General features: G+C 69.4%; 19 protein-coding genes and 1 pseudogene. 13 read left to right on the forward strand and 7 right to left on the reverse strand.

What is annotated here, in order from left to right; translation table 11 throughout:
* The first annotated feature begins 68 nt into the window (after nucleotides 1-68).
* Nucleotides 69-563 carry a MarR family winged helix-turn-helix transcriptional regulator gene (locus ACFYRX_RS18175; protein ID WP_389100638.1) on the forward strand — a complete coding sequence of 165 codons (495 nt, stop codon included), beginning with the start codon at nucleotides 69-71 and terminating at the stop codon, nucleotides 561-563.
* Between the two features lie 301 nt (nucleotides 564-864).
* Here ACFYRX_RS18175 and ACFYRX_RS18180 read toward each other — a convergent pair whose 3' ends face one another.
* The 3 genes from ACFYRX_RS18180 to ACFYRX_RS18190 are packed head-to-tail and all read right to left on the reverse strand — an operon-like array spanning nucleotide 865 to nucleotide 3,430.
* Nucleotides 865-1,536 carry a 3-oxoacid CoA-transferase subunit B gene (locus tag ACFYRX_RS18180; protein ID WP_389100640.1) on the reverse strand — a complete coding sequence of 224 codons (672 nt, stop codon included), beginning with the start codon at nucleotides 1,534-1,536 and terminating at the stop codon, nucleotides 865-867.
* The gene (locus tag ACFYRX_RS18185; RefSeq protein WP_389100642.1) at nucleotides 1,533-2,228 is read right to left on the reverse strand and encodes a 3-oxoacid CoA-transferase subunit A; all 696 of its coding nucleotides are present in this window, start codon (nucleotides 2,226-2,228) and stop codon (nucleotides 1,533-1,535) included. Before ACFYRX_RS18185 ends, ACFYRX_RS18180 begins: the two co-directional genes overlap by 4 nt.
* Nucleotides 2,225-3,430, reverse strand: coding sequence for a thiolase family protein (locus ACFYRX_RS18190; RefSeq protein ID WP_389100644.1), 1,206 nt, complete (start codon nucleotides 3,428-3,430; stop codon nucleotides 2,225-2,227). The genes ACFYRX_RS18185 and ACFYRX_RS18190 overlap by 4 nt, the downstream gene beginning before the upstream one ends.
* Nucleotides 3,431-3,501: 71 nt before the next feature.
* Here ACFYRX_RS18190 and ACFYRX_RS18195 point away from each other — a divergent pair, with 71 nt between their 5' ends.
* Nucleotides 3,502-4,383, forward strand: a complete 882-nt coding sequence (locus ACFYRX_RS18195) for a LysR substrate-binding domain-containing protein (RefSeq protein WP_389100646.1) — start codon at nucleotides 3,502-3,504, stop codon at nucleotides 4,381-4,383.
* A gap of 246 nt (nucleotides 4,384-4,629) precedes the next feature.
* Here ACFYRX_RS18195 and ACFYRX_RS18200 read toward each other — a convergent pair whose 3' ends face one another.
* The gene (locus ACFYRX_RS18200) at nucleotides 4,630-5,130 is read right to left on the reverse strand and encodes a VOC family protein (RefSeq protein ID WP_389100648.1); all 501 of its coding nucleotides are present in this window, start codon (nucleotides 5,128-5,130) and stop codon (nucleotides 4,630-4,632) included.
* 385 nt (nucleotides 5,131-5,515) lie between these two features.
* Here ACFYRX_RS18200 and ACFYRX_RS18205 point away from each other — a divergent pair, with 385 nt between their 5' ends.
* The 3 genes and pseudogenes from ACFYRX_RS18205 to ACFYRX_RS18215 all read left to right on the forward strand — a co-directional run.
* On the forward strand, nucleotides 5,516-6,013 hold the full coding sequence (locus ACFYRX_RS18205) for a MarR family winged helix-turn-helix transcriptional regulator (protein ID WP_389100650.1): 498 nt from the start codon (nucleotides 5,516-5,518) through the stop codon (nucleotides 6,011-6,013).
* A gap of 469 nt (nucleotides 6,014-6,482) precedes the next feature.
* Nucleotides 6,483-7,139 carry an alpha/beta hydrolase gene (locus tag ACFYRX_RS18210; protein WP_389100652.1) on the forward strand — a complete coding sequence of 219 codons (657 nt, stop codon included), beginning with the start codon at nucleotides 6,483-6,485 and terminating at the stop codon, nucleotides 7,137-7,139.
* Between the two features lie 50 nt (nucleotides 7,140-7,189).
* Nucleotides 7,190-7,560: pseudogene (locus ACFYRX_RS18215) on the forward strand (XdhC family protein); the annotation flags it as partial.
* A gap of 178 nt (nucleotides 7,561-7,738) precedes the next feature.
* Here ACFYRX_RS18215 and ACFYRX_RS18220 read toward each other — a convergent pair.
* Nucleotides 7,739-8,161 (reverse strand): heme-binding protein, encoded by a 423-nt coding sequence (locus tag ACFYRX_RS18220; RefSeq protein ID WP_389100654.1) that lies wholly within the window; start codon nucleotides 8,159-8,161, stop codon nucleotides 7,739-7,741.
* Between the two features lie 124 nt (nucleotides 8,162-8,285).
* Nucleotides 8,286-8,927 (reverse strand): TetR/AcrR family transcriptional regulator, encoded by a 642-nt coding sequence (locus ACFYRX_RS18225; RefSeq protein ID WP_389100656.1) that lies wholly within the window; start codon nucleotides 8,925-8,927, stop codon nucleotides 8,286-8,288.
* A 295-nt stretch (nucleotides 8,928-9,222) separates the two neighbouring features.
* Between ACFYRX_RS18225 and ACFYRX_RS18230 the strand changes: the two genes are divergently transcribed.
* The 7 genes from ACFYRX_RS18230 (at nucleotide 9,223) to ACFYRX_RS18260 (ending at nucleotide 16,189) form a co-directional block, all read left to right on the forward strand.
* The gene (locus ACFYRX_RS18230; RefSeq protein WP_389100658.1) at nucleotides 9,223-10,521 is read left to right on the forward strand and encodes a Rieske 2Fe-2S domain-containing protein; all 1,299 of its coding nucleotides are present in this window, start codon (nucleotides 9,223-9,225) and stop codon (nucleotides 10,519-10,521) included.
* A 9-nt stretch (nucleotides 10,522-10,530) separates the two neighbouring features.
* A complete protein-coding gene (locus ACFYRX_RS18235; protein WP_389100660.1) occupies nucleotides 10,531-11,493 on the forward strand; it encodes a PDR/VanB family oxidoreductase in 963 nt (320 codons plus the stop codon).
* The gene (locus tag ACFYRX_RS18240; RefSeq protein ID WP_389100662.1) at nucleotides 11,490-11,894 is read left to right on the forward strand and encodes a nuclear transport factor 2 family protein; all 405 of its coding nucleotides are present in this window, start codon (nucleotides 11,490-11,492) and stop codon (nucleotides 11,892-11,894) included. Before ACFYRX_RS18235 ends, ACFYRX_RS18240 begins: the two co-directional genes overlap by 4 nt.
* 167 nt (nucleotides 11,895-12,061) lie before the next feature.
* A complete protein-coding gene (locus tag ACFYRX_RS18245; protein WP_389100664.1) occupies nucleotides 12,062-13,552 on the forward strand; it encodes an aldehyde dehydrogenase in 1,491 nt (496 codons plus the stop codon).
* Between the two features lie 32 nt (nucleotides 13,553-13,584).
* On the forward strand, nucleotides 13,585-14,184 hold the full coding sequence (locus tag ACFYRX_RS18250; protein ID WP_389100665.1) for a nuclear transport factor 2 family protein: 600 nt from the start codon (nucleotides 13,585-13,587) through the stop codon (nucleotides 14,182-14,184).
* Nucleotides 14,181-15,236, forward strand: coding sequence for a maleylacetate reductase (locus ACFYRX_RS18255; protein WP_389100860.1), 1,056 nt, complete (start codon nucleotides 14,181-14,183; stop codon nucleotides 15,234-15,236). The genes ACFYRX_RS18250 and ACFYRX_RS18255 overlap by 4 nt, the downstream gene beginning before the upstream one ends.
* Nucleotides 15,237-15,247: 11 nt before the next feature.
* On the forward strand, nucleotides 15,248-16,189 hold the full coding sequence (locus ACFYRX_RS18260; RefSeq protein WP_389100667.1) for a dioxygenase: 942 nt from the start codon (nucleotides 15,248-15,250) through the stop codon (nucleotides 16,187-16,189).
* A 49-nt stretch (nucleotides 16,190-16,238) separates the two neighbouring features.
* Here the strand turns inward: ACFYRX_RS18260 and ACFYRX_RS18265 are convergent, their stop codons facing one another.
* The gene (locus ACFYRX_RS18265) at nucleotides 16,239-16,913 is read right to left on the reverse strand and encodes a TetR/AcrR family transcriptional regulator (RefSeq protein ID WP_389100669.1); all 675 of its coding nucleotides are present in this window, start codon (nucleotides 16,911-16,913) and stop codon (nucleotides 16,239-16,241) included.
* Between the two features lie 307 nt (nucleotides 16,914-17,220).
* Here ACFYRX_RS18265 and ACFYRX_RS18270 point away from each other — a divergent pair, with 307 nt between their 5' ends.
* A complete protein-coding gene (locus ACFYRX_RS18270; protein ID WP_389100671.1) occupies nucleotides 17,221-18,300 on the forward strand; it encodes a lipocalin family protein in 1,080 nt (359 codons plus the stop codon).
* Nucleotides 18,301-18,492 lie beyond the last annotated feature (192 nt).

Raw genomic sequence — 18,492 nt, forward strand, 5'->3', positions numbered from 1 at the left:
ACTTCAAGCTTCAAGTGAAAACTAGATGACTTCACTTGAAGCTTGAAGTGTTCGGTACATTGGAGGGCATGACGAACACCCCTGCCGACGAGGCACCCCGCTGGCTCGACGAAGAGGAGCGCCACGCCTGGCTCGGACTGGTCGGCATCATGCGGCGCCTGGAACACGCGCTCGACGCGCAACTGCGCGACGAAGGGCTGACACATTTCGAGTACGGGGTGATGGCGGCGCTGTCGGAGGCGCCGCAACGGGTACTGCGCATGAGCTCGCTCGCCGCGTACGCCGAGGGCTCGCTCTCTCGCCTGTCCCAGGTCGTGGCCCGGCTCGAACGCAAGGGGTACGCCCATCGGCGCCCCGATCCGGCCGACGGCCGTTACACCCTGGCCACCCTGACCGATGAGGGGTACGAGAAACTCGTCAGCACTGCTCCCGGCCACGTCGCGGAGGTGCGCCGCCTGGTGTTCGACCCGCTGACCAAGGCACAGGTCAAACAGCTCGGCCACATCGGCCAGCGCATCCTGCACACCATCGCCGCCGACCCCTGCGACGGTGACCGCGGCTGAGACTCCTCGGCCCGGGAGGCTCCGCCCCTGGCTCGGCTGCCCGGCCTCAGCAACGCCGCCGGAGCGAACACCCGGACATGCCGGCCACACGGCCGGGTGCCGTGCCGCTCACGCGTATCGAACGCTCCCGGGCGACCGCGCCGCCCGAGGAGACGATGTACGACTGCTGTCACTCTTGATGCACAGGGCCGCCTCGCCACCTCATGGCCGCCGGCGGCCGTACCCGCGATCTCGTCCTCCCGGCCTCCGCCGGGTCGGCGAACTGCGACAAGCTGGACCAGGGCAGGTCCACAAGATCGTGTCAGGAGCTCCAGGGCAACGTGGTGCCGAGTCGTTCCGCGAGTTCGTGGGCGCTGATGCCGTACGTCTCGCGGATCCGTGCGCCGTCGGGGCCGACGTCGAAGACGCCGTGGTCGGTGTAGACGCGGCTGACGCAGCCGGCGCCGGTGAGCGGGTAGGTGCACTGCGGCACGATCTTCGGCTCACCGGAGCGGGTGAAGAGCGTCATCATCACGTAGACGTCCTTGGCGCCGATGGCGAGGTCCATGGCGCCGCCGACGGCGGGGATGTCCTCGGGCCTGCCGGTGGTCCAGTTGGCCAGGTCGCCGTCGAAGGCGACCTGGTAGGCCCCCAGTACGCAGACGTCGAGATGTCCGCCGCGCATCATGGCGAAGGAGTCGGCGTGGTGGAAGTAGGCCGCCCCCGGCAACTCGGTCACCGGGACCTTGCCGGCGTTGGTCAGGTCGGGGTCGACCGCGTCGCCCTCGGCTTTCGGGCCCATGTTGAGCATGCCGTTCTCGGTGTGCAGTACCACCCCGGAGTCGGCAGGCAGATGGTCGGCGATCTTGGTGGGCTGCCCGATACCAAGGTTGACGAAGGAACCGGCCGGGATGTCCCGTGCGATGACTGCGGCCAGTTCGTCCATCGAGAGCCGGTGGGCGGCGCGCAGCTGATCGCTCGGCGTGATGGTCATCGTGCCCCCTGGACGGTGTAGTGACGTGCCTCGACCTGGACGACCCGGTCGACGTAGATGGACGGGGTGACGACAGCCTCGGGGTCGAGTTTCCCGGCATCGACCACCTCGTCGACCTGGACGATGGTCGTCGTCGCGGCCGTGGCCATGACCGGTCCGAAGTTGCGGGCGGTCTTCCGGTAGACCAGGTTGCCCAGAGTGTCCGCGATGTGCGCGCCGATCAGCGCGTAGTCGCCCTTGATCGCGTACTCCAGCAGGTACTTCCGGCCGTCGATCTCACGCTCCTCCTTGCCCTCGGCCAGCGGTGTGCCGACCGCGGTCGGGCAGTAGAACGCGCCGATGCCGGCACCGGCCGCGCGCATCCGCTCGGCGAGGTTGCCCTGCGGCACCACCTCCAGCTCGATCTTCCCCGCGCGGTAGAGGCCGTCGAAGACCCAGGAGTCGGCCTGGCGCGGAAAGGAGCAGAGCACCTTGCGCACCCGGCCGGCGGCCAGCAACGCGGCCAGCCCGACGTCACCGTTGCCGGCGTTGTTGGACACGATCGTGAGGTCCTTCGCGCCCTGCCGGATGAGCGCGTCGATCAGGTCGAACGGCATCCCGGCCAGGCCGAAACCGCCGACGAGGATCGTGGACTCGTCCTCGACCCCGGCGACCGCGGCGTCGGTGCCTTCGAGGATCTCCGCCCGGCTCATCGGTCCGACCCCATGACGTCGCAGTTCTCGAGTACGACGGCCAGGCCCTGACCGACTCCGATGCAGATGGCGGCGACGCCGTAGCGCTGCCTCGTCTCGCGCAGCACCTTGGCCAGCGTGGCGAGGACCCGTCCGCCCGAGGCGCCCAGCGGGTGCCCGATGGCGATGGCGCCGCCCTTCTGGTTGACGATGGCGGGGTCGATCTTCCAGGCGTCGACGCAGGCGAGCGACTGGACGGCGAAGGCCTCGTTGAGCTCGACCGCGCCCACCTGGTCCCAGCCGATTCCGGCCCTGGCCAGCGCACGGTTGGCGGCCTCGACCGGGGCGTAGCCGAAGGCCTGCGGCTCCAGCGCCATCACGCCGCGGCCGGCTATACGGGCGATCGGGGCGGCGCCGATCGCGGCCGCGGCCTTCTCGCTGCCCAACAGCACCGCGGAGGCACCGTCGTTGAGCGGACTGGCGTTGCCCGCCGTGATGGTGCCGCCCTGCTCCGCCGTACGGAAGACCGGCTTGAGCCCCGCCAGCACCTTCGGTGTGGATCCGGCCCGGATGCCCTCGTCGCGGGCCAGGTCGACGCCCTCGACCGGCACCACCAGGTCGTCGTAGAAGCCCGACTCCCAAGCATCGTGGGCGAGTTGGTGGGAGCGGGCGGCGAACTCGTCCTGCCGCTCGCGGGAGATTCCGAAGCGCTCCCGGAGCTGCTCGTTGGCCTCGCCGAGGCTGACCGTCCACTCCTTCGGCATCCGTGGGTTGACCAGCCGCCAGCCGAGCGTGGTCGAGACGGCGGTGACGTCGCCGACCGGGAACGGCTTCGCCGACTTCGGAAGCACCCACGGCGCACGTGTCATCGACTCGACACCGCCGGTCAGCACCACGTCGGCGTCGCCGGACTCGATCGTCCGGCTCGCGATCATCGCCGCGTCGAGGCTGGAGCCGCACAGCCGGTTGACCGTGGTGCCGGGCACGCTCACCGGGAGCCCGGCGAGCAGCGCCGCCATACGGCCGACGTTGCGGTTCTCCTCACCTGCTCCGTTGGCGTTGCCCCACACCACGTCGTCGATCGCGGCGGGATCGAGACCCGGCACCCGGGCGAGCGTCGAGATGATCGCGGCGGCGGCGAGGTCGTCAGGGCGGACGCCGCCCAGCGCGCCGTTGAAGCGCCCGAACGGGGTCCGTGTCGCGGCGTAGAGGAAAGCACTCATGGCAACGACGCTAATCGCGAGCCGCGATATTCTGAAGTACGCATATCCAAGCCGATTGATATGGACGACATATGGATCTGCGTCACCTGAGGTACTTCGTGGCGGTGGCCGAGGAGCGTCACTTCGGTCGCGCCGCCGAGCGGCTCCACATGGCCCAGCCGCCGCTCTCCACGCAGATCCGCCAGCTCGAAACCGAGCTCGGCGTGCAGCTGCTCCGCCGCACCACTCGCCGCGTCGACCTCACCGAGGCCGGCCGCGCCTACCTCGAGCGGGCGCGCGCGATCCTCGCCGATGTCGACGAGGCCGGCCTTCACGCACGGCTCGTCGCCGCCGGATCGGTGGGCCGCCTCGCCATCGGCTGCGTGGGCTCGGCGACGTACAGCCTCCTGCCCGCCCTCTCGCGGCGACTCACGGAGGAACTGCCCGGCGTCGACTTCTCCTTCCGCGGCGAGATGCTCGCGCCCGACCAGGTCGAGGCGCTGCGCACCGGCGCGATCGACGTCGCGCTGCTGCGCCCTCCGGCGGCCGACCTCTCGCTCACCGTGCACACCCTGCGCCGGGACCGGCTCGTCGTCGCCGTACCGGTCGACCACCCGCTCGCCCGCCGGAAGCGGCTGCGGGCAGCGGACCTGGCCGGCGCCGATCTGATCGTGCACTCCGCCGACCGCCGTTCGGTGATGTACGACGTCGTGCTTGGCCTGCTGCGCGACGCGGGCATCGAGCCGCACATCCGCCACGAGGTCGGGGAGACCTCGACGCTGGTCACGCTGGTGGCCGGCGGCCTCGGCGTCGCCGTCGTACCCGAGCCCGTGACCGCGCTGGCCCTCGACGGCGTGGCCTACCGACCGCTGACCGGAGCCGACGCACGCGTGGAGCTTGCCGTGGCCCACCGCTCGGACCGCTCCGAGCCGCACCTGGGGCGCACCGTGGGAATCATCCAGGCGATGTTCTGAGACGTCCACCGACGCCGGACACGGTTGGGCGTCGGCCGCGGGGTCGAGGGTGAGACCGGAGCCTGCGGATCTTGACTCAAGCTCACTTGGCCACTCTCGGCGACGAGGGTGTGCGGAGGCAGCGCCTCGAGGTCGATGTCGGCGGTGCTCATTGAAGGACCATCCTTTATGCAGCCCTCCGGCCTGGGACCACGCACAAAGCACCGGACCAGACGCTCAGTCAGTCGTGCCGGCCGAGGGTGTCGGTCAGCGGATGTCGCCGGCGGTTTGTACGCCACTCCAGCGGCTGGTCTCGGCTTCCAGGTCCAGGGGTTCGATGGGCACGGCGGTCGCGTACGCGGCCCACTGTTCACGCGGGAGCATCCACATGATCTCGAATTCGTTGCCATCGGGGTCGGCGCCGTAGACGCTCTTGGTTGTGCCCCCGTGGCTGGACTCTCCGGTGTACGCGCCGGCCTCTGCCAGTATTTCGCGGGCGCGCTGGAGCTCCTCGATGGTGTCGACCTGCCAGGCCAGGTGGTAGAGCCCGATCCCGCCGCGCCGCTTGGGCGGCGTGGACGGGCCGACGCCCATGAGGCCGAGATCGTGATCGTTGACGGAGCGTGGCAACCGCAGAAACACGGCCCGGCCCCGGGGCTCACGCGCGGCGACGTCCATGCCGAAGACCTCGGTGTAGAACCGCTCAGATCGCGCCACATCGGCGACGAACAGAACGGCATGGTTGAGTCGCACGGGACCGATGCTCATCGGGATTCTCCTTGTCGTGAATGCTCAGGAAAGCGTTGCAGGATGGCCCCGGGTCGCTCGGGGGATGCGCGGCAGGCAGCGTCGCCAGCCCCACGTCCCCCGAGCGGCGGTGTCACTGAGCCAGGGTGAATCCGCCGGTCCAGGAGGTCTTCCCGCCGTCGGCGAGGGGAGTTGCAGGAAGCCGAGTGCCTCCAGCTCCCGAGCCCCATTGAGGCCGCCCGCGTCCACGGCACGCGGCCCGGCGGCCCTGATCACGCCGCCGAGCGGCGCCTCGGCGTGCCGATGATGCTGATGTGCGTCATGACGACCTCCATAGGTTGTAGCTACAACCATGCCATATTCATCCAGTTGTAGCAACAACTATTTTGGTGACATACTGTGCCGCGTGGACACGCGATGGCTCACCCGGGAACAAGTGGCGGCATGGGTACGGCTGGCTGCCGTACTGGAGTTGCTGCCGACGGCCCTGGACAGCCAACTGCGACGCGACGCCCAACTGACGCACTTCGACTACTACGTACTCGCCCTGCTCTCCGAGGCGCCCCAGCGCACGATGCGGATGACCAAGCTCGCCCAGAGCACCACGGCCACCCTCGCCCGACTCTCCCACGTGGTGCAGCGTCTGGAAGGCCGCGGCCTGCTCGATCGCGCTCCCTGCCCGACGGACCGGCGCGCCACCAACGCCCGCCTCACCGAGGCCGGCTGGCAAAAGGTGCAACAGGCCGCTCCGGGCCACGTGACCTTCGTACGAGACCACGTGATCGACGCGCTCACACCCGAGCAGGTCATCCAACTCGCCGACATCACCCAAGCCATCCTGTACAGGCTCGACCCCGATACCGGCCGGGCCGACACGAACCGGTTGCACGACTCGCCCGACTAGCCTCTCGCCCTCGCGAGTGCGAGTGGCCGTGGCCGCGCACGCCAGCTGGGTCGTACCTGCCCGGAAGCGTCAGTCCATCCATTCCGCAACGACATCAGCGATGCCAGGTCCGCAGCGGGACCGCGGACCGTCTGTTCGGCGAGCAGCTCATAGGCCTTCGTCAGTACCAGCGCGTACCGGCACCCCTGCCGCCTGGCCTGGTGGCCCACCGACAGCTCGGCGGAGTCGATCGTGATGGCACCATGCCGCCGCCCCTCCTGCACGACCATGTCGCCCAGCTCTGGACACTGCAGATCAAGCGGTTGCCTCACGCGGGGAGGCCATCCAGCACCAGGAACGTAGGTGGCCGATGCCGCACCCTCTACCCCCACCCGTCGGCTCAGAGAGCGCTGCGGTCAGCACCGGAAGAGCGCCCTGCACCCCGATCCCAGATCATTCAAGCTTCAATGACTCCTCGAGAGAAGGCCCCGTGCCCGGTCCCGTAGTCCACTGGTCCGCCGCCGAGACGGAACGCGCCGGAACACCCCTGATCCTGGCCCTCCACGGCTGGGGCGCCGACGAGCGGTCCTTCGCCGATCTGGCACCGCAACTGCCTGCCGGGACGACCGTCGCCTCCGTCCGGGCGCCCATCCCGGCAGGCGGCGGCTACACCTGGTTCGCCAATCGCGGCATCGGACGGCCGCTTCCGGACTCGATCGCCGACACCGCCCGCTGGCTCTTCGACTGGCTCCACACCGTGCGGCCGCAACATTCCTCCGTCATCGTGCTCGGCTTCTCGGGCGGCATGGCCATGGCCGGCGCTCTGCTACTCGCACGCCCCGGGGAGTTCTCCGCCGCCGTCCTGCTCTCCGGCACCCTGCCCTGGGACGCGGCCCTCCCGGAGGAACCCGGCCGACTCAGCGGTCTCCCTGTCTTCTGGGGGCGCGACACCGAGGACCAGGTGATCCCGGCCGATCTCGTCGCACGCACCGGGACCTGGCTCCGCGAGCAGTCGGGGGCAGTCCTGCGTGAGCACACCTACCCGGGCCTCGGCCACGGCATCAACGCGAAGGAAGTGGCGGACATCCGCGACTTCCTCACCGCGCTCCCCACACCCAGCGCCGGGGGGTCGGCGTCAGGAACGTGAAGGGCACTGTCACGTCGGCCGACTCGTGGGAGTCCCACGAGCCCAGTCTCGACCTCCCGCTGCTGGAGGTGGCACTGCGATTGCCCGAAGTCGGGTACGTCGGGGCGATGGGCTCGCGTCGTACCCACGACGACCGGATGACACGGCTGCGGAACGCGGGACCGACCGAGGAGGAACCGGCCCGTCTCTCCAGCCCCATCGGCCTGGACCTCGGCGCACGCACGCCCGAGAGACCGCCATCAGCATCGCCGCCGAAATCGTCGCCGGCCTTCGAGGGGGATCAGGGCAGCCCCTGGCCCGTTCGGCAGGGCCGATTCACGGGCCGAGGCGGTCCGGGCACGCCGACCAGCGCGAGGACCTTCTCATCGGCGGAAGTGAGCTGGTTCGACCAGAGGGGACTCCGGGTCACCTGTCCGCGTAGGCGGCAGCCTCACCTCATCGGCCCGGGGCCGCTTCCCGCAAGAGTCAGGCGCGCGACGCGAGATCACACACACTGGCCGGCGCCCGGAAATCAGCCACACCGCACAGGTCGCAACGGCGGCAGCGGACCTCGATACGGCCGCCGTACCGACCAGGAGGCAGCCCTGCGCGACAAGAACCTACGCGACGATCTTCGCAACGGAATCGCGAGCCTGCTGCGCGATGCGGTCGTCCGTGGTGTCGTCCGCCCCGCCGACGCCGATGGCGCCGATGACCTCCCCGTCGGCCGTCACGATCGGCACACCGCCGGCGACCGGCAGGAGGTCGGAATCGAGCAGGTGGGGAGGCGCCACCTGCATCTGCGGGGATGCCGCGAAGGCCGCGAACTTGGCCGTCGGGACGCCACTCACGGCCGAGGTATAGGCCTTGCGCCGCGCCGTCTCCACGCCGAGGAGTCCCACGCCGTCGTCGCTGAGGAGGACCTTCGCGACGCCACTTCGGTTGACCACGACAGCGCACACCTTGTGTCCCTCGGCCCTCCCTGCCTCCAGCGCGGCGAGTGCGGCGCCGTGCGCGATCTCGTAGCTGAGCGGCTCTCGCATGGAGCGGTTCCTTCCCTTGCCGACCGGAAGGTCTACCGACCGCCTTCCGTGAAGTCCGCTCAGTATGTAGCCGCCAGGCACGAATGTGAAGCGAGGATCGCATTCGCATCTGACGGTCCGATGCTCACCGCGCCGGCGCGCCGAGCAGGTACAGGCAGGCGACGCTCACCAGCTCGTCGGTGAGCTGACGCCACGTCAGCGCCTGGTCGGACTCGAACAGTTCGCCGTACAGCACGCGGTTCTGACAGGTCCCGTAGATCAAGCGATAGACGACATCCACACGCACCTCCGGCTCCGGCGCGTCGATCATCGGCGCGATCGGCTCCAGGAACTGCCGGAAGACTCGGGCGGCGTCGATGGCGGCCTCGGAGCCGACCCGGGCCACCGCGGAATCGGTGGCGCCCGCGGCCAGGAAGACCCGCATCAGGCGCTGGTGCGCTTGATACGTCTCGGTGAGTCCGGCGACCGCGGAGGCGACCAGCGCGGAGGGATCCGTGCGCAGCGGAGTGAAGCGGCGGATGATGTCGGCGCGGAACTGGTCGATCATGTCGTGCTGCAAGGCCGCGATCAGGCGGTCCTTGTCACCGAACCGCCGATAGACGCTGCCCACCGAGACGCCCGCCCGGGCGGCGACGGCCGCGACGGTGAGCGCTTCGGTGCCGCCCTCTTCGAGCAGGGCCGTGCCTGCCTCCAGGATCCGCTGCTGGGTCAGCCGGCTACGCGCCTGCTGCGCCGGCGGTAGATCGAGCGACGGTTCGATACTCACCGCACCAGCGTATACGGCGCCAACATCCCCTCCCGCAGCCTCCGTACGCGCCGCCGCCGGACGCGACCAGCGGTGCACTCAAGCCCCCTGCCGCCCCCACCCGGCCCCCTGCCGACCGATCGCGTCCTCTGCCCATGAGCACCCGAACGTGACCCTTGACGCACTCGCAGGTTAAATGCGAATGTGAATTAACAATCCTATTCGAGGTCGCGCACGACGGTGCCCTCGCAGGCGCTCCCCCGTAGCCCTGCATGCTCCATCTGCTGTGCACCCGAGCCGTACGGGAGACGCAACGATGACCACCACTTCAGAGGTCGACACCGGCACGGCCTACGGCCGCCCGAAGCCTTCGTACAATGCACGCCTCCGCGAGGTGGGGCCCGGTACTCCGATGGGCGAGGCGCTGCGCCGCTACTGGCACCCGGTCGCCAGCTCGGAAACCCTGGTCGCCGGCGCGCTGCCGCAGAAGACTCGCGTCCTGGGCGAGGACCTGGTCGTGTTCCGGGACGGGCAGGGCAACCCCGGTGTCGTGATCGAGCGCTGCACCCACCGCGGCGCCAGTCTCTTCTACGGCCGCGTGGAGGACGACGGTATCCGCTGCTGTTACCACGGCTGGAAGTTCGACGTCCAGGGCCGCTGCATCGAGCAGGCCTGCGAGCCGGCCCTTGGGCGCAGGCGCGACGCCGCCCGTCAGCCGTGGTACCCCGTCGAGGAGCGTTACGGCCTGGTCTTCGTCTACATGGGCCCGCCCGAGCGCAAGCCCGAACTCCCCCGCTACGACGCGCTGGAGAACCCCGCCGAGGACGAGAGGTACTTCGCCAGCTGGCCGGTCCCGCACGCCGCGGTCCTCGGCATGCCGGCGGACTTCAGCTGGCTCAACATCTACGAGAACTCCGCCGACCCGACGCACGTCACCTGGCTCCACTCCTCGCACAGCGGATACCAGATGCTGGGCACCGGCACCTTCGGCTACCCCGAGAACTTCTTCGACCCGGCCACCATCGCCGAGCGCCTGACGTACGAGCGCACCGACCACGGCGTGAAGTACACCCAGCGGTTCGAGGTCGAGGGTGAGGACGGCGAGGTCACCGAGTACGGCTTCGCAGTCGACCAGCACCTGCCCAACGTTTTCGGCCTGCCGGACTACGTAAAGGTGACCCCCGACGGGCGGGCGGACCAGTTGCTGTGGGTCGTGCCCTCCGACGACACCAGCCACCGGGTCTTCTTCTCGATCCGCACGAACGACGCCGAGCGCATGGTCCGCTTCGTCATCGGCATCGCGCAGGACGGCAGGCAGAACCACGAGCTCACCGACGAGGAGCGTCAGAAGTTCCCGGGCGACACGGAGGCCCAGGGCTCGCAGGGAGCGATCACCCTGGACTCCGAGGAGACCCTGGCCACCGGGGACCGCGGCGTCGTCATGCTGCGTCGCATGCTCCTGACGATGGCCGACGATGTTGAGGCGGGGCGCGACCCGATCAACATCATCCGCGACGCGTCGGAGGTCCACCACGTCGGGACCGGCGTCTTCACCCTCGGCAAGAAGCGCCCGGCGGACGACACCGCCGTCGCCCCGGCCACCGCCGGCATCTGAGCGGGAACCATGAGCAACGAATGGCTCGACACCATCGTGGTCGGACGGCAAGACGCGACTGCCCGGATCGTGGTACTCGACCTGGTCAGTCCTGACGGCTCCGAGCTCCCGGAGTTCGCCGCCGGCGCCCATGTCGACGTCGTGGTGGACGGTGGCGCCGGGCTGGTCCGCCAGTACTCCCTGTGCGGGCCGCCGCACGACCTCACCCGATACCGGCTGGCGGTGCTGGCCGAGACGGAGTCGCGCGGCGGCTCGCTGGGGATGCACCGGCTCAGCAAGGGCGACCGTCTGCGGATCTCCCGTCCGCGCAACAGGTTCGGCGTGTCGGACGAGGCACGTCGCCATCTGCTGGTGGCCGGCGGTATCGGCGTCACACCCCTGCTGGCCATGGCGCACGCGCTCGAAGCCAAGGGCGCGGAGTACGAGTTGCACTACTGCGCTCGAAGCAGGGTGGATGCCGCGTTCCTCGACGAGCTGGAGCTCAACCCCCGCGTCCGGCTCCACTTCGACGACGGCCCTGCCGACCAGCGATTCAGCGTCGCCACCGACCTCGGCCGGCCCGACCCCGGGACGGCGGTCTACGTCTGTGGCCCCGGGGGCTTCATGGACTTCGTGATCTCCTCCGCACTCGAAGCGGGATGGCCTGCCGAAGCGATCCACAAGGAACGCTTCGCACCCGTGGAGGACGTCGCCGCGCACACGGCGGGAGCGACCTTCAGGGTGCGGCTGGCCAGGTCCGGCGGCGAGTACGAGGTCAAGGACGGCGAGAGCGTCCTCGACGCCCTGCTCGCGGGCGGCGTCGACGCCCCTTACTCCTGTCAGCAGGGGATCTGCGGTGAGTGCATCGTGCGCGTACTCGCCGGAGAGCCCGACCACCGCGACGACATCCTGACCGACCGCGAGCGCGCCGACGGCATGTTCACCACGTGCTCGTCACGAGCACGCTCACCGATTCTGGAGCTGGACCTATGACCACAACGCCCACCACCACCGCCACCGCCGTCCAGGCGATCGAACAGGCAGAGGCCGCATGGCTCGCCGCTCTCGTCGAGGGCGAGAAGGCGCTGATTCCCCTCATGCTCGAGGACAGCCGCGTCGTCCACGGCCCGGTCGGGAAGGTCGACGACCGGGAGACCTGGGCCCACTTCCATGTGACCCGCCGCCGCTCCGTCTCCGCGAAGGCCACGGAGCTCAAGATCACCGTGCGTGGCAACACCGCGATCACCACGTGTTTCCACGAGATGTACACCGTCCTGGACGAGAGCATCGCGCCGTTCCCGATGCAGGAGACGGTGACGAAGGTCTGGGAAGAGACCGACGAGGGCTGGCGCCTGGCGCACATGGTCATGGGCAGGCGATTCCCGCCGGTCTGAGGTCCCGCCGAGTCGGTCACATGCCTCCTACACCACTGTTCGATGAACGGACAAGAGGGTTCAGGGCGTGCCGCCGGGCAAGGAAAGTTCGACATACATGGTTGGTACGGCGATCGCCACACATGGTTCATCCGGCGATCGCCGCTGTCGTGAAGGTAGGGCAACACATGTCAACCACTGAGATCGAGGCACCCGCTTCAGGCGCCGTCCGCACCAGTGACCTCTTCATCGCGGGCGAGCACGTCGCGGCCACGGACGGCCGCTACTTCGAGACGACCGAGGCCCTGACCGGCGAACCGATCGCACGGGTCGCCGCGGCCTCCATAGAGGACGTCAACCACGCTGTGGACGCCGCGGCCGCCGCCCTCCCGGAGTGGTCGGCCCTTCCGCCGGCCGCACGACGGTCGGTCCTGGAACGTGCCGCCGCCCTGCTCGGCGAGCGCACCGACGACATCGTCGCCACGATGAGCCGCGAGATGGGCGCCACCCTCCCCTGGTGCGGCTTCAACGTGCACGTCGCGAAGGGCATGCTCGTCGAGGCGGCGGCCCAGGCGTACGCGGCCGTCGGCGAGGTCATCCCGTCGGACGTGCCCGGCCTCACCGCCCTCGGCGTACGTCAGCCGGTCGGCGTCGTCGTCGGTATCGCACCGTGGAACGCGCCGCTGATCCTCGGCGTACGTTCCATCGTGTGGCCGCTGGTGTGGGGCAACACCGTGGTGCTGAAGTCCTCCGAGCAGACACCGCTCACCCAGGCCGCGATCGTCCAGGTGCTGCACGACGCCGGCGTGCCCGTCGGAGCGGTCAACCTCATCAGCAACGCACCCGAGGACGGTCCGGGTGTCGTCGAGGCGCTGATCGCCCACCGCGCCGTCACGCGCGTGAACTTCACCGGATCGAGCCGGGTCGGCCGTATCATCGGCGAGCTCGGCGGTCGCCACCTCACCCGTGTCGTGCTCGAACTCGGTGGCAAGGCGCCCTTCCTGGTGCTCCCCGACGCCGATCTGGAGGAGGCCGCCGCGGCGGCGAGCTTCGGTGCCTTCATGAACCAGGGCGAGATCTGTATGTCGACCGAGCGGGTCATCGTCGACAGAACCGTCGCCGACGAGCTCTCCTCCCGCCTGGCCGAGCGTGCCTCCAAGCTCGTCGTCGGACCCCCGAGCGACCCCGCCTCCCAGGTCGGTCCGCTGGTCCACGGCGCCGCCCGCGACCACGTGGTCGCACTGATCGAGGACGCCCGTGCCAAGGGCGCTCAGGTCCTGGCCGGCGGCACGGCCGACGGCCTGTTCGTGAAGCCCACCGTCCTGCGCGGAGTGACGCCGGACATGCGTATCTACACCGAGGAGACCTTCGGCCCGGTGGTCTCGATCATCGAGGTGGATTCGACCGACGAAGCCGTCACGGTGGCCAACGACACCGAGTACGGACTCTCCGCCGCGGTCTTCGGCAAGGACGCGGCCGCCGCGCTCGACGTGGCCCGCCGGATCAGGTCCGGCATCTGCCACATCAACGGCGCCACCGTGCACGACGAACCCCAGATGCCCTTCGGTGGTGTCGGGGCCAGCGGCTGGGGCCGGTTCGGGTCCCGCGCCGCGCTGGAGGAGTTCACCGAGTTGCGCTGGATCACCATCCAGTCCGGATCCCGCCACTACCCCATCTGACCTGCGCAACGAGATCGATCGGAGATCGAACCATGTCGCAGGCCGACGACGACCGCCGCGAGATCCGGCGGCTCACCGAGAACTGGGCGCTGTGGCGCGATGCCGGTGATTGGAGCCGCTTCGCCACAGTGTGGCACCCGCACGACGGCTGGATGAGCGCCACCTGGTTCCAGGGGAGCGCCACCGACTTCATCAAGGCCAGTCGTGAGGGCTTCGAGAACGGCGTCAGCATCCTCCACTTCCTCGGTGGCCACACCGCGGACATCGTCGGCGACCGGGCCGTCGCCCAGACGAAGATGACGATCAATCAGCGCGCGAGCGTCGACGGCGTCGAGGTCGATGTCGTCTGCACGGGCCGCTTCTACGACTTCCTCTCCCGGCACGAGGGGCGCTGGACCCTCGTGCGCCGGCAGCCGATCTACGAGAAGGACCGGCTCGACGTCGTGGATCCCGCCGCCTCACTGACGTTGGATCCCGAGCTCCTGAAGCGGTTCCCGACCGGCTACCGGCACCTGGCATACCTGCAGACCAAGGCGGGTTTCACGGTGAGGGACGGGCTGCCCGGTCTCACCGGCACAGCCGTCGAGCAGCTCTACGAAGAAGGCAAGCAATGGCTGGCAGAGGCCCGATGAAGTTCACCCACGAAACCCTCCCCCAGCGGGTCGTGTTCGCGGCCGGGCAATCACCCGCCGCCGTCGCGGCGGAGGTCGAGGCGCTCGGCGGTTCCAAGGTCATGCTGATCGCGTCGGACCGCGAGAAGGAGCTGGCCGACCCGATCGCCGAGAAGATCCCGGTCGTACTGCGTCACGAGGAGGTCGTGATGCACGTACCGGTCGAGGTCGTGGGGCGAGCCCTGCGGGCCGCGGTCGGCGCGGAAGCGGACATCCTGGTCAGCGTGGGCGGCGGCTCGACCACGGGTCTGGCCAAGGCGGTGGCGCTGACCACCGGGCTGCCGATCATCGCGGTCCCCACCACGTACGCGGGCTCCGAGGCGACCAACGTGTGGGGTCTGACCGAGGGTGAGACCAAGACCACCGGTGTGGACGACAAGGTGCTGCCCGCGTCGGTCGTCTACGACGCAGCTCTGCTCACCACGCTGCCCGGCGAGATGACGGTGGCCAGCGGCCTGAACGCGATGGCGCACTGCGTGGACTCGATGTGGGGGCCTCGTGCCGACCCGATCGACCGGGCGCTGGCGCAGGAGGGCATCCGTGCGCTGGCGACCGGTCTGCCAGCGGTGGCCGAGGACTCGACGAGCGTCGAGGGCATCGAGCAGACGCTGTACGGCGCCTACCTCGCCGCTGTCGCGTTCGCCTCGGCCGGCTCCGGGATGCATCACAAGATCTGCCATGTCCTCGGCGGCATGTTCAACCTCCCGCACGCCCAGACCCACGCGGTCGTGCTGCCGTACGTGCTGGCCTTCAACGCCCCGCACGCCCCCGAAGCTGAGGCGCGCATCGCCCAGGCCTTCGGCTCCCAGAAGGCGGGCGTCGGCCTGGCCGCCCTGCGCGAGGTGCTGGACGCGCCGAGGGCGTTGCGCGACTACGGCATGCCCGAGGACGGCATCGCCAGGGCACTGGGGCCGATCATGAAGGCGATCCCGGCCAACAACCCCACTCCCGTCACCTACGCGAACCTGACCCTGCTGCTGCAGGCGGCATGGGCCGGCGAACCGAGCAACTGAGAGAGGCCGCCATGGCTACCTATGTCAACCCCGGCTCGGCCCAGGCGGCCGGTGCCCACGGCGCGATCTACCGTGATGTGTCGCCGGAGCAGCAGGCGGTCGAGCAGCAGCTCGTCGACAATGTCGTGGCCTCCTTCGACCTCTGCGAGGACCCGCGGCTGCAGGAACTCATGACCTCCCTGGTCAAGCACGTGCACTCCTTCATCCGAGAGGTCCGGCTGACCGAGGAGGAGTGGGGGACGGCGATCGACTTCCTCACCAAGGCCGGTCACATCACCGACGAGGTCAGGCAGGAGTTCATTCTGCTGTCCGACACCCTCGGCGCGAGCATGCAGACGATCAACGTCAACAACCAGGCCTACCAGGGCGCCACCGAGGCGACCGTCTTCGGGCCGTTCTTCGTCGAGGACTCCCCCGCGATCGAACTCGGCGGCGACCTGGCCTTCGGCGCCCCCGGCGAGCCCTGCTGGGTCGAGGGCACCGTCACCGACACCGACGGCGCCCCGCTCGCCGGCGCGTTGATCGAGGTCTGGGAGGCCGACGAGGACGGGCTGTACGACGTGCAGTACGAGGCCGGCAAGCGTGCCGGCCGGGCGCACCTCTTCTCCGCGGCTGACGGCGGCTACCGCTTCTGGGGCCTCACCCCGACGCCGTACCCGATCCCGAACGACGGACCCGTCGGCAAGATGCTCGACGCGGTCGGCCGCTCACCGCTGCGCGCCAGCCACCTGCACTTCATGGTGTCCCACGAGGGTGCGCGCACGCTCGTGACGCACATCTTCCCCGAGGGCGACCCGATCGGCCGCAAGGACACTGTCTTCGGTGTGAAGGACTCGCTGATCAAACGGTTCGAGCGACAGCCGGCCGGCTCGGCGACGCCCGACGGCCGGGCCATCGACGGCACCTGGAGCCGGGTGCGCTTCGACATCGTCCTCGCCCCCAAGGGCGTATGACCGCTTGCCGCTCTGCCTCTCCGACCGGGGAGGCAGTTCCGGCGCCGTTTCACACTGACGAGCGGCGTTTCGCCTCGCCCGGGGCCAGCAGGCCGTCCACCACCAGTCCGGCCAGGGCCTCCGCCCTGGCGAGACGTTCCGCCTGCGACAGCTGCTCGGGGCGGCCCAGGCGCCGGGCGAAGGGCTCCTGCACCAGCCCGGCCACGGGAGCGATGATGGCGAAGAACAGGACGTCCATCGGGACCCGTGTCATACGCCCGGACGCCATCAACCTCTCGATGCCAGGCACGACGAGAGCCAGCGTCGGCTCGATGTAACGCTCGTAGAGGTAGTCCAGCCGCTCGGTGTCCCGTCCGGATTCGTCCGCCATCAGCAAGGCCAGATGCGGTTCGCCGATGTTGACGCGGTAGAACTCCCTGACGAACTGCCGCACCACGTCCTCGTCGCCGCTCCCGGGCGCCGCGGGTGCCATGCGCGTGAGCTGAGCGCCGAGCGCGGCGTCCACCACGGCTCGCCAGAAGGCCGCCTTGGACCCGTAGCGGTCGTTGATGAAGGTGTGGCTGACCCCGAGACGGCGCGCGAGCTCCCGTGCCGACGCCCGGTCGTAGCCCAGCTCCGAGAACGCCTCCAGGCCGCGCAGCAGGACGTCCCGCTCCGCGGGTACCGCGGCGGAATCCGCGCCGGGGCGACCCGGGCGTCGAGTGGTGCTCGATCTGTCTCCCAAGTGTCCCCCTCAGCCGGCCGTACGGGCGTGCCCGCCAGTCTGACCAGCGTAGTCGCCCGGATCGGCACATCCAGCACGGGTTGACACCGGCCCGGCGGCAGATAAACTGACAGCTGTCGGATATCAGGCGGGACCGTCCATGCGACACACCCCAGGACGGCTGCTCGCGTCATCGGGCGACCGTTCACCGACCCCCTTCCCCCGCGCAACAGGTCCTCCCACACGTAACCGCGTTCATCGACAGTACGAAACAGTTTCGTTCACTAAGGACTGCCATCCGTGCAGAACCCCCGCGCAAGGAGCCACCATGCGTAAGACCACCGTCGGCGCGGCCGCCATCGCCTCCGCGCTGATCGCCTCACTCACACTCGCCTCAGGCGGGCCCGCCACGGCGACGACCGCCGCCGACCCGACCGCAGCGCACCACACCGCCTCCACGAAGGGGCTGACCCGGACCGGCCTCCCGGTTCTCATCGACCCCGCCGCAGACCTCACTTACGACCCCGCCCAGTCCAACCAGTCCTGGTACGTGACAGCGCACGTGACCGCCGGGGGCCACCGGTACGGATTCCTGGCCCACTACCTGAACTCCAGCTTCGGCGAACGAGGGGGCGCCATCTCGAGGGTGTCGATCGTCAATGAGGACACCGGCTGGTACACGAAGTCGGAGATCGCCCTCCCTTCCGCGACGGGACTTTCCGACAAGCAGGGCGTGGACATCCACACCGACAACATCACCTGGACCGGCGACGCCAGGGAGATGAAGCTGCACGCCAAGGTCCCGGAGGGGACCATCGACGTCACGCTGCGCCCCCGCGGAAACACCCTCTACAACATGGGCACGGGCTACTTCCCCATGTTCGGTGACGCGGAGTACTCCAACTACGAGTACGCCCTGCCCACCGTGGACACCTCCGGGTCCCTCACCCTGAACGGACGCGCCGAGAAGGTCCGCGGACAGTCCTGGGTGGACCGCCAGTGGGGACCCCTCCCCGACCTCAGCACGGGCCACGGCTCGTGGTCCTGGATGAACCTCAACCTGTCCAACGGCGACAAGGTCAGCGTCTGGAACCAGAAGTACGACGACAAGAAGAACAACTTCGCGACCATCCTGAAGCCCGACGGCACCCAGACCCTCACCGCGGCGACCCTCACGCCCGACAAATCCACCCTCTGGACCAGCCCGGCCACCGGAAAGCGCTACCCCACGCGCTGGAAGGTCACCATCCCGGGCGAGCACGCCAAGCTGAACGTCACCGTGTACGCCGAGGGCCAGGAACTGACAGTCCCCTCACCCGGCTACGAAGGCAGCGCCGCCGTCACCGGCACCTACGACCACCGCCCGGTCACCGGCGCCACCTACATCGAACTCACCAACGGACAGTAGCCGTCCACGGCCTCTCGACACCGGCGAACGCTGTGGACGACCGGGGGCGCCTCCACAGCGTTCGCCCGGGCTTCGTGGGAAGGCGCTCCACATCGCGAACACGAGGCCCGTGGCGGGCACCGGCCCATGGTCAGGCCGGCACCAACTCCGCGAAGTCGCGCGGAAGCCGCGCCCCGTGCCGGTCGACTGATG

It is taken from the genome of Streptomyces sp. NPDC005374 (assembly GCF_042872225.1).
In the GTDB taxonomy this organism is placed as follows: domain Bacteria; phylum Actinomycetota; class Actinomycetes; order Streptomycetales; family Streptomycetaceae; genus Streptomyces.

What these genes read in the sequence shown, in the direction of transcription:
- ACFYRX_RS18175 (WP_389100638.1), top strand. Translation starts at nt 69, where the DNA reads ATGACGAACACCCCTGCCGACGAGGCACCCCGCTGGCTCGACGAAGAG.
- ACFYRX_RS18180 (WP_389100640.1), bottom strand. Translation starts at nt 1,536, where the DNA reads ATGACCATCACGCCGAGCGATCAGCTGCGCGCCGCCCACCGGCTCTCG.
- ACFYRX_RS18185 (WP_389100642.1), bottom strand. Translation starts at nt 2,228, where the DNA reads ATGAGCCGGGCGGAGATCCTCGAAGGCACCGACGCCGCGGTCGCCGGG.
- ACFYRX_RS18190 (WP_389100644.1), bottom strand. Translation starts at nt 3,430, where the DNA reads ATGAGTGCTTTCCTCTACGCCGCGACACGGACCCCGTTCGGGCGCTTC.
- ACFYRX_RS18195 (WP_389100646.1), top strand. Translation starts at nt 3,502, where the DNA reads ATGGATCTGCGTCACCTGAGGTACTTCGTGGCGGTGGCCGAGGAGCGT.
- ACFYRX_RS18200 (WP_389100648.1), bottom strand. Translation starts at nt 5,130, where the DNA reads ATGAGCATCGGTCCCGTGCGACTCAACCATGCCGTTCTGTTCGTCGCC.
- ACFYRX_RS18220 (WP_389100654.1), bottom strand. Translation starts at nt 8,161, where the DNA reads ATGCGAGAGCCGCTCAGCTACGAGATCGCGCACGGCGCCGCACTCGCC.
- ACFYRX_RS18230 (WP_389100658.1), top strand. Translation starts at nt 9,223, where the DNA reads ATGACCACCACTTCAGAGGTCGACACCGGCACGGCCTACGGCCGCCCG.
- ACFYRX_RS18235 (WP_389100660.1), top strand. Translation starts at nt 10,531, where the DNA reads ATGAGCAACGAATGGCTCGACACCATCGTGGTCGGACGGCAAGACGCG.
- ACFYRX_RS18240 (WP_389100662.1), top strand. Translation starts at nt 11,490, where the DNA reads ATGACCACAACGCCCACCACCACCGCCACCGCCGTCCAGGCGATCGAA.
- ACFYRX_RS18245 (WP_389100664.1), top strand. Translation starts at nt 12,062, where the DNA reads ATGTCAACCACTGAGATCGAGGCACCCGCTTCAGGCGCCGTCCGCACC.
- ACFYRX_RS18250 (WP_389100665.1), top strand. Translation starts at nt 13,585, where the DNA reads ATGTCGCAGGCCGACGACGACCGCCGCGAGATCCGGCGGCTCACCGAG.
- ACFYRX_RS18255 (WP_389100860.1), top strand. Translation starts at nt 14,181, where the DNA reads ATGAAGTTCACCCACGAAACCCTCCCCCAGCGGGTCGTGTTCGCGGCC.
- ACFYRX_RS18260 (WP_389100667.1), top strand. Translation starts at nt 15,248, where the DNA reads ATGGCTACCTATGTCAACCCCGGCTCGGCCCAGGCGGCCGGTGCCCAC.
- ACFYRX_RS18270 (WP_389100671.1), top strand. Translation starts at nt 17,221, where the DNA reads ATGCGTAAGACCACCGTCGGCGCGGCCGCCATCGCCTCCGCGCTGATC.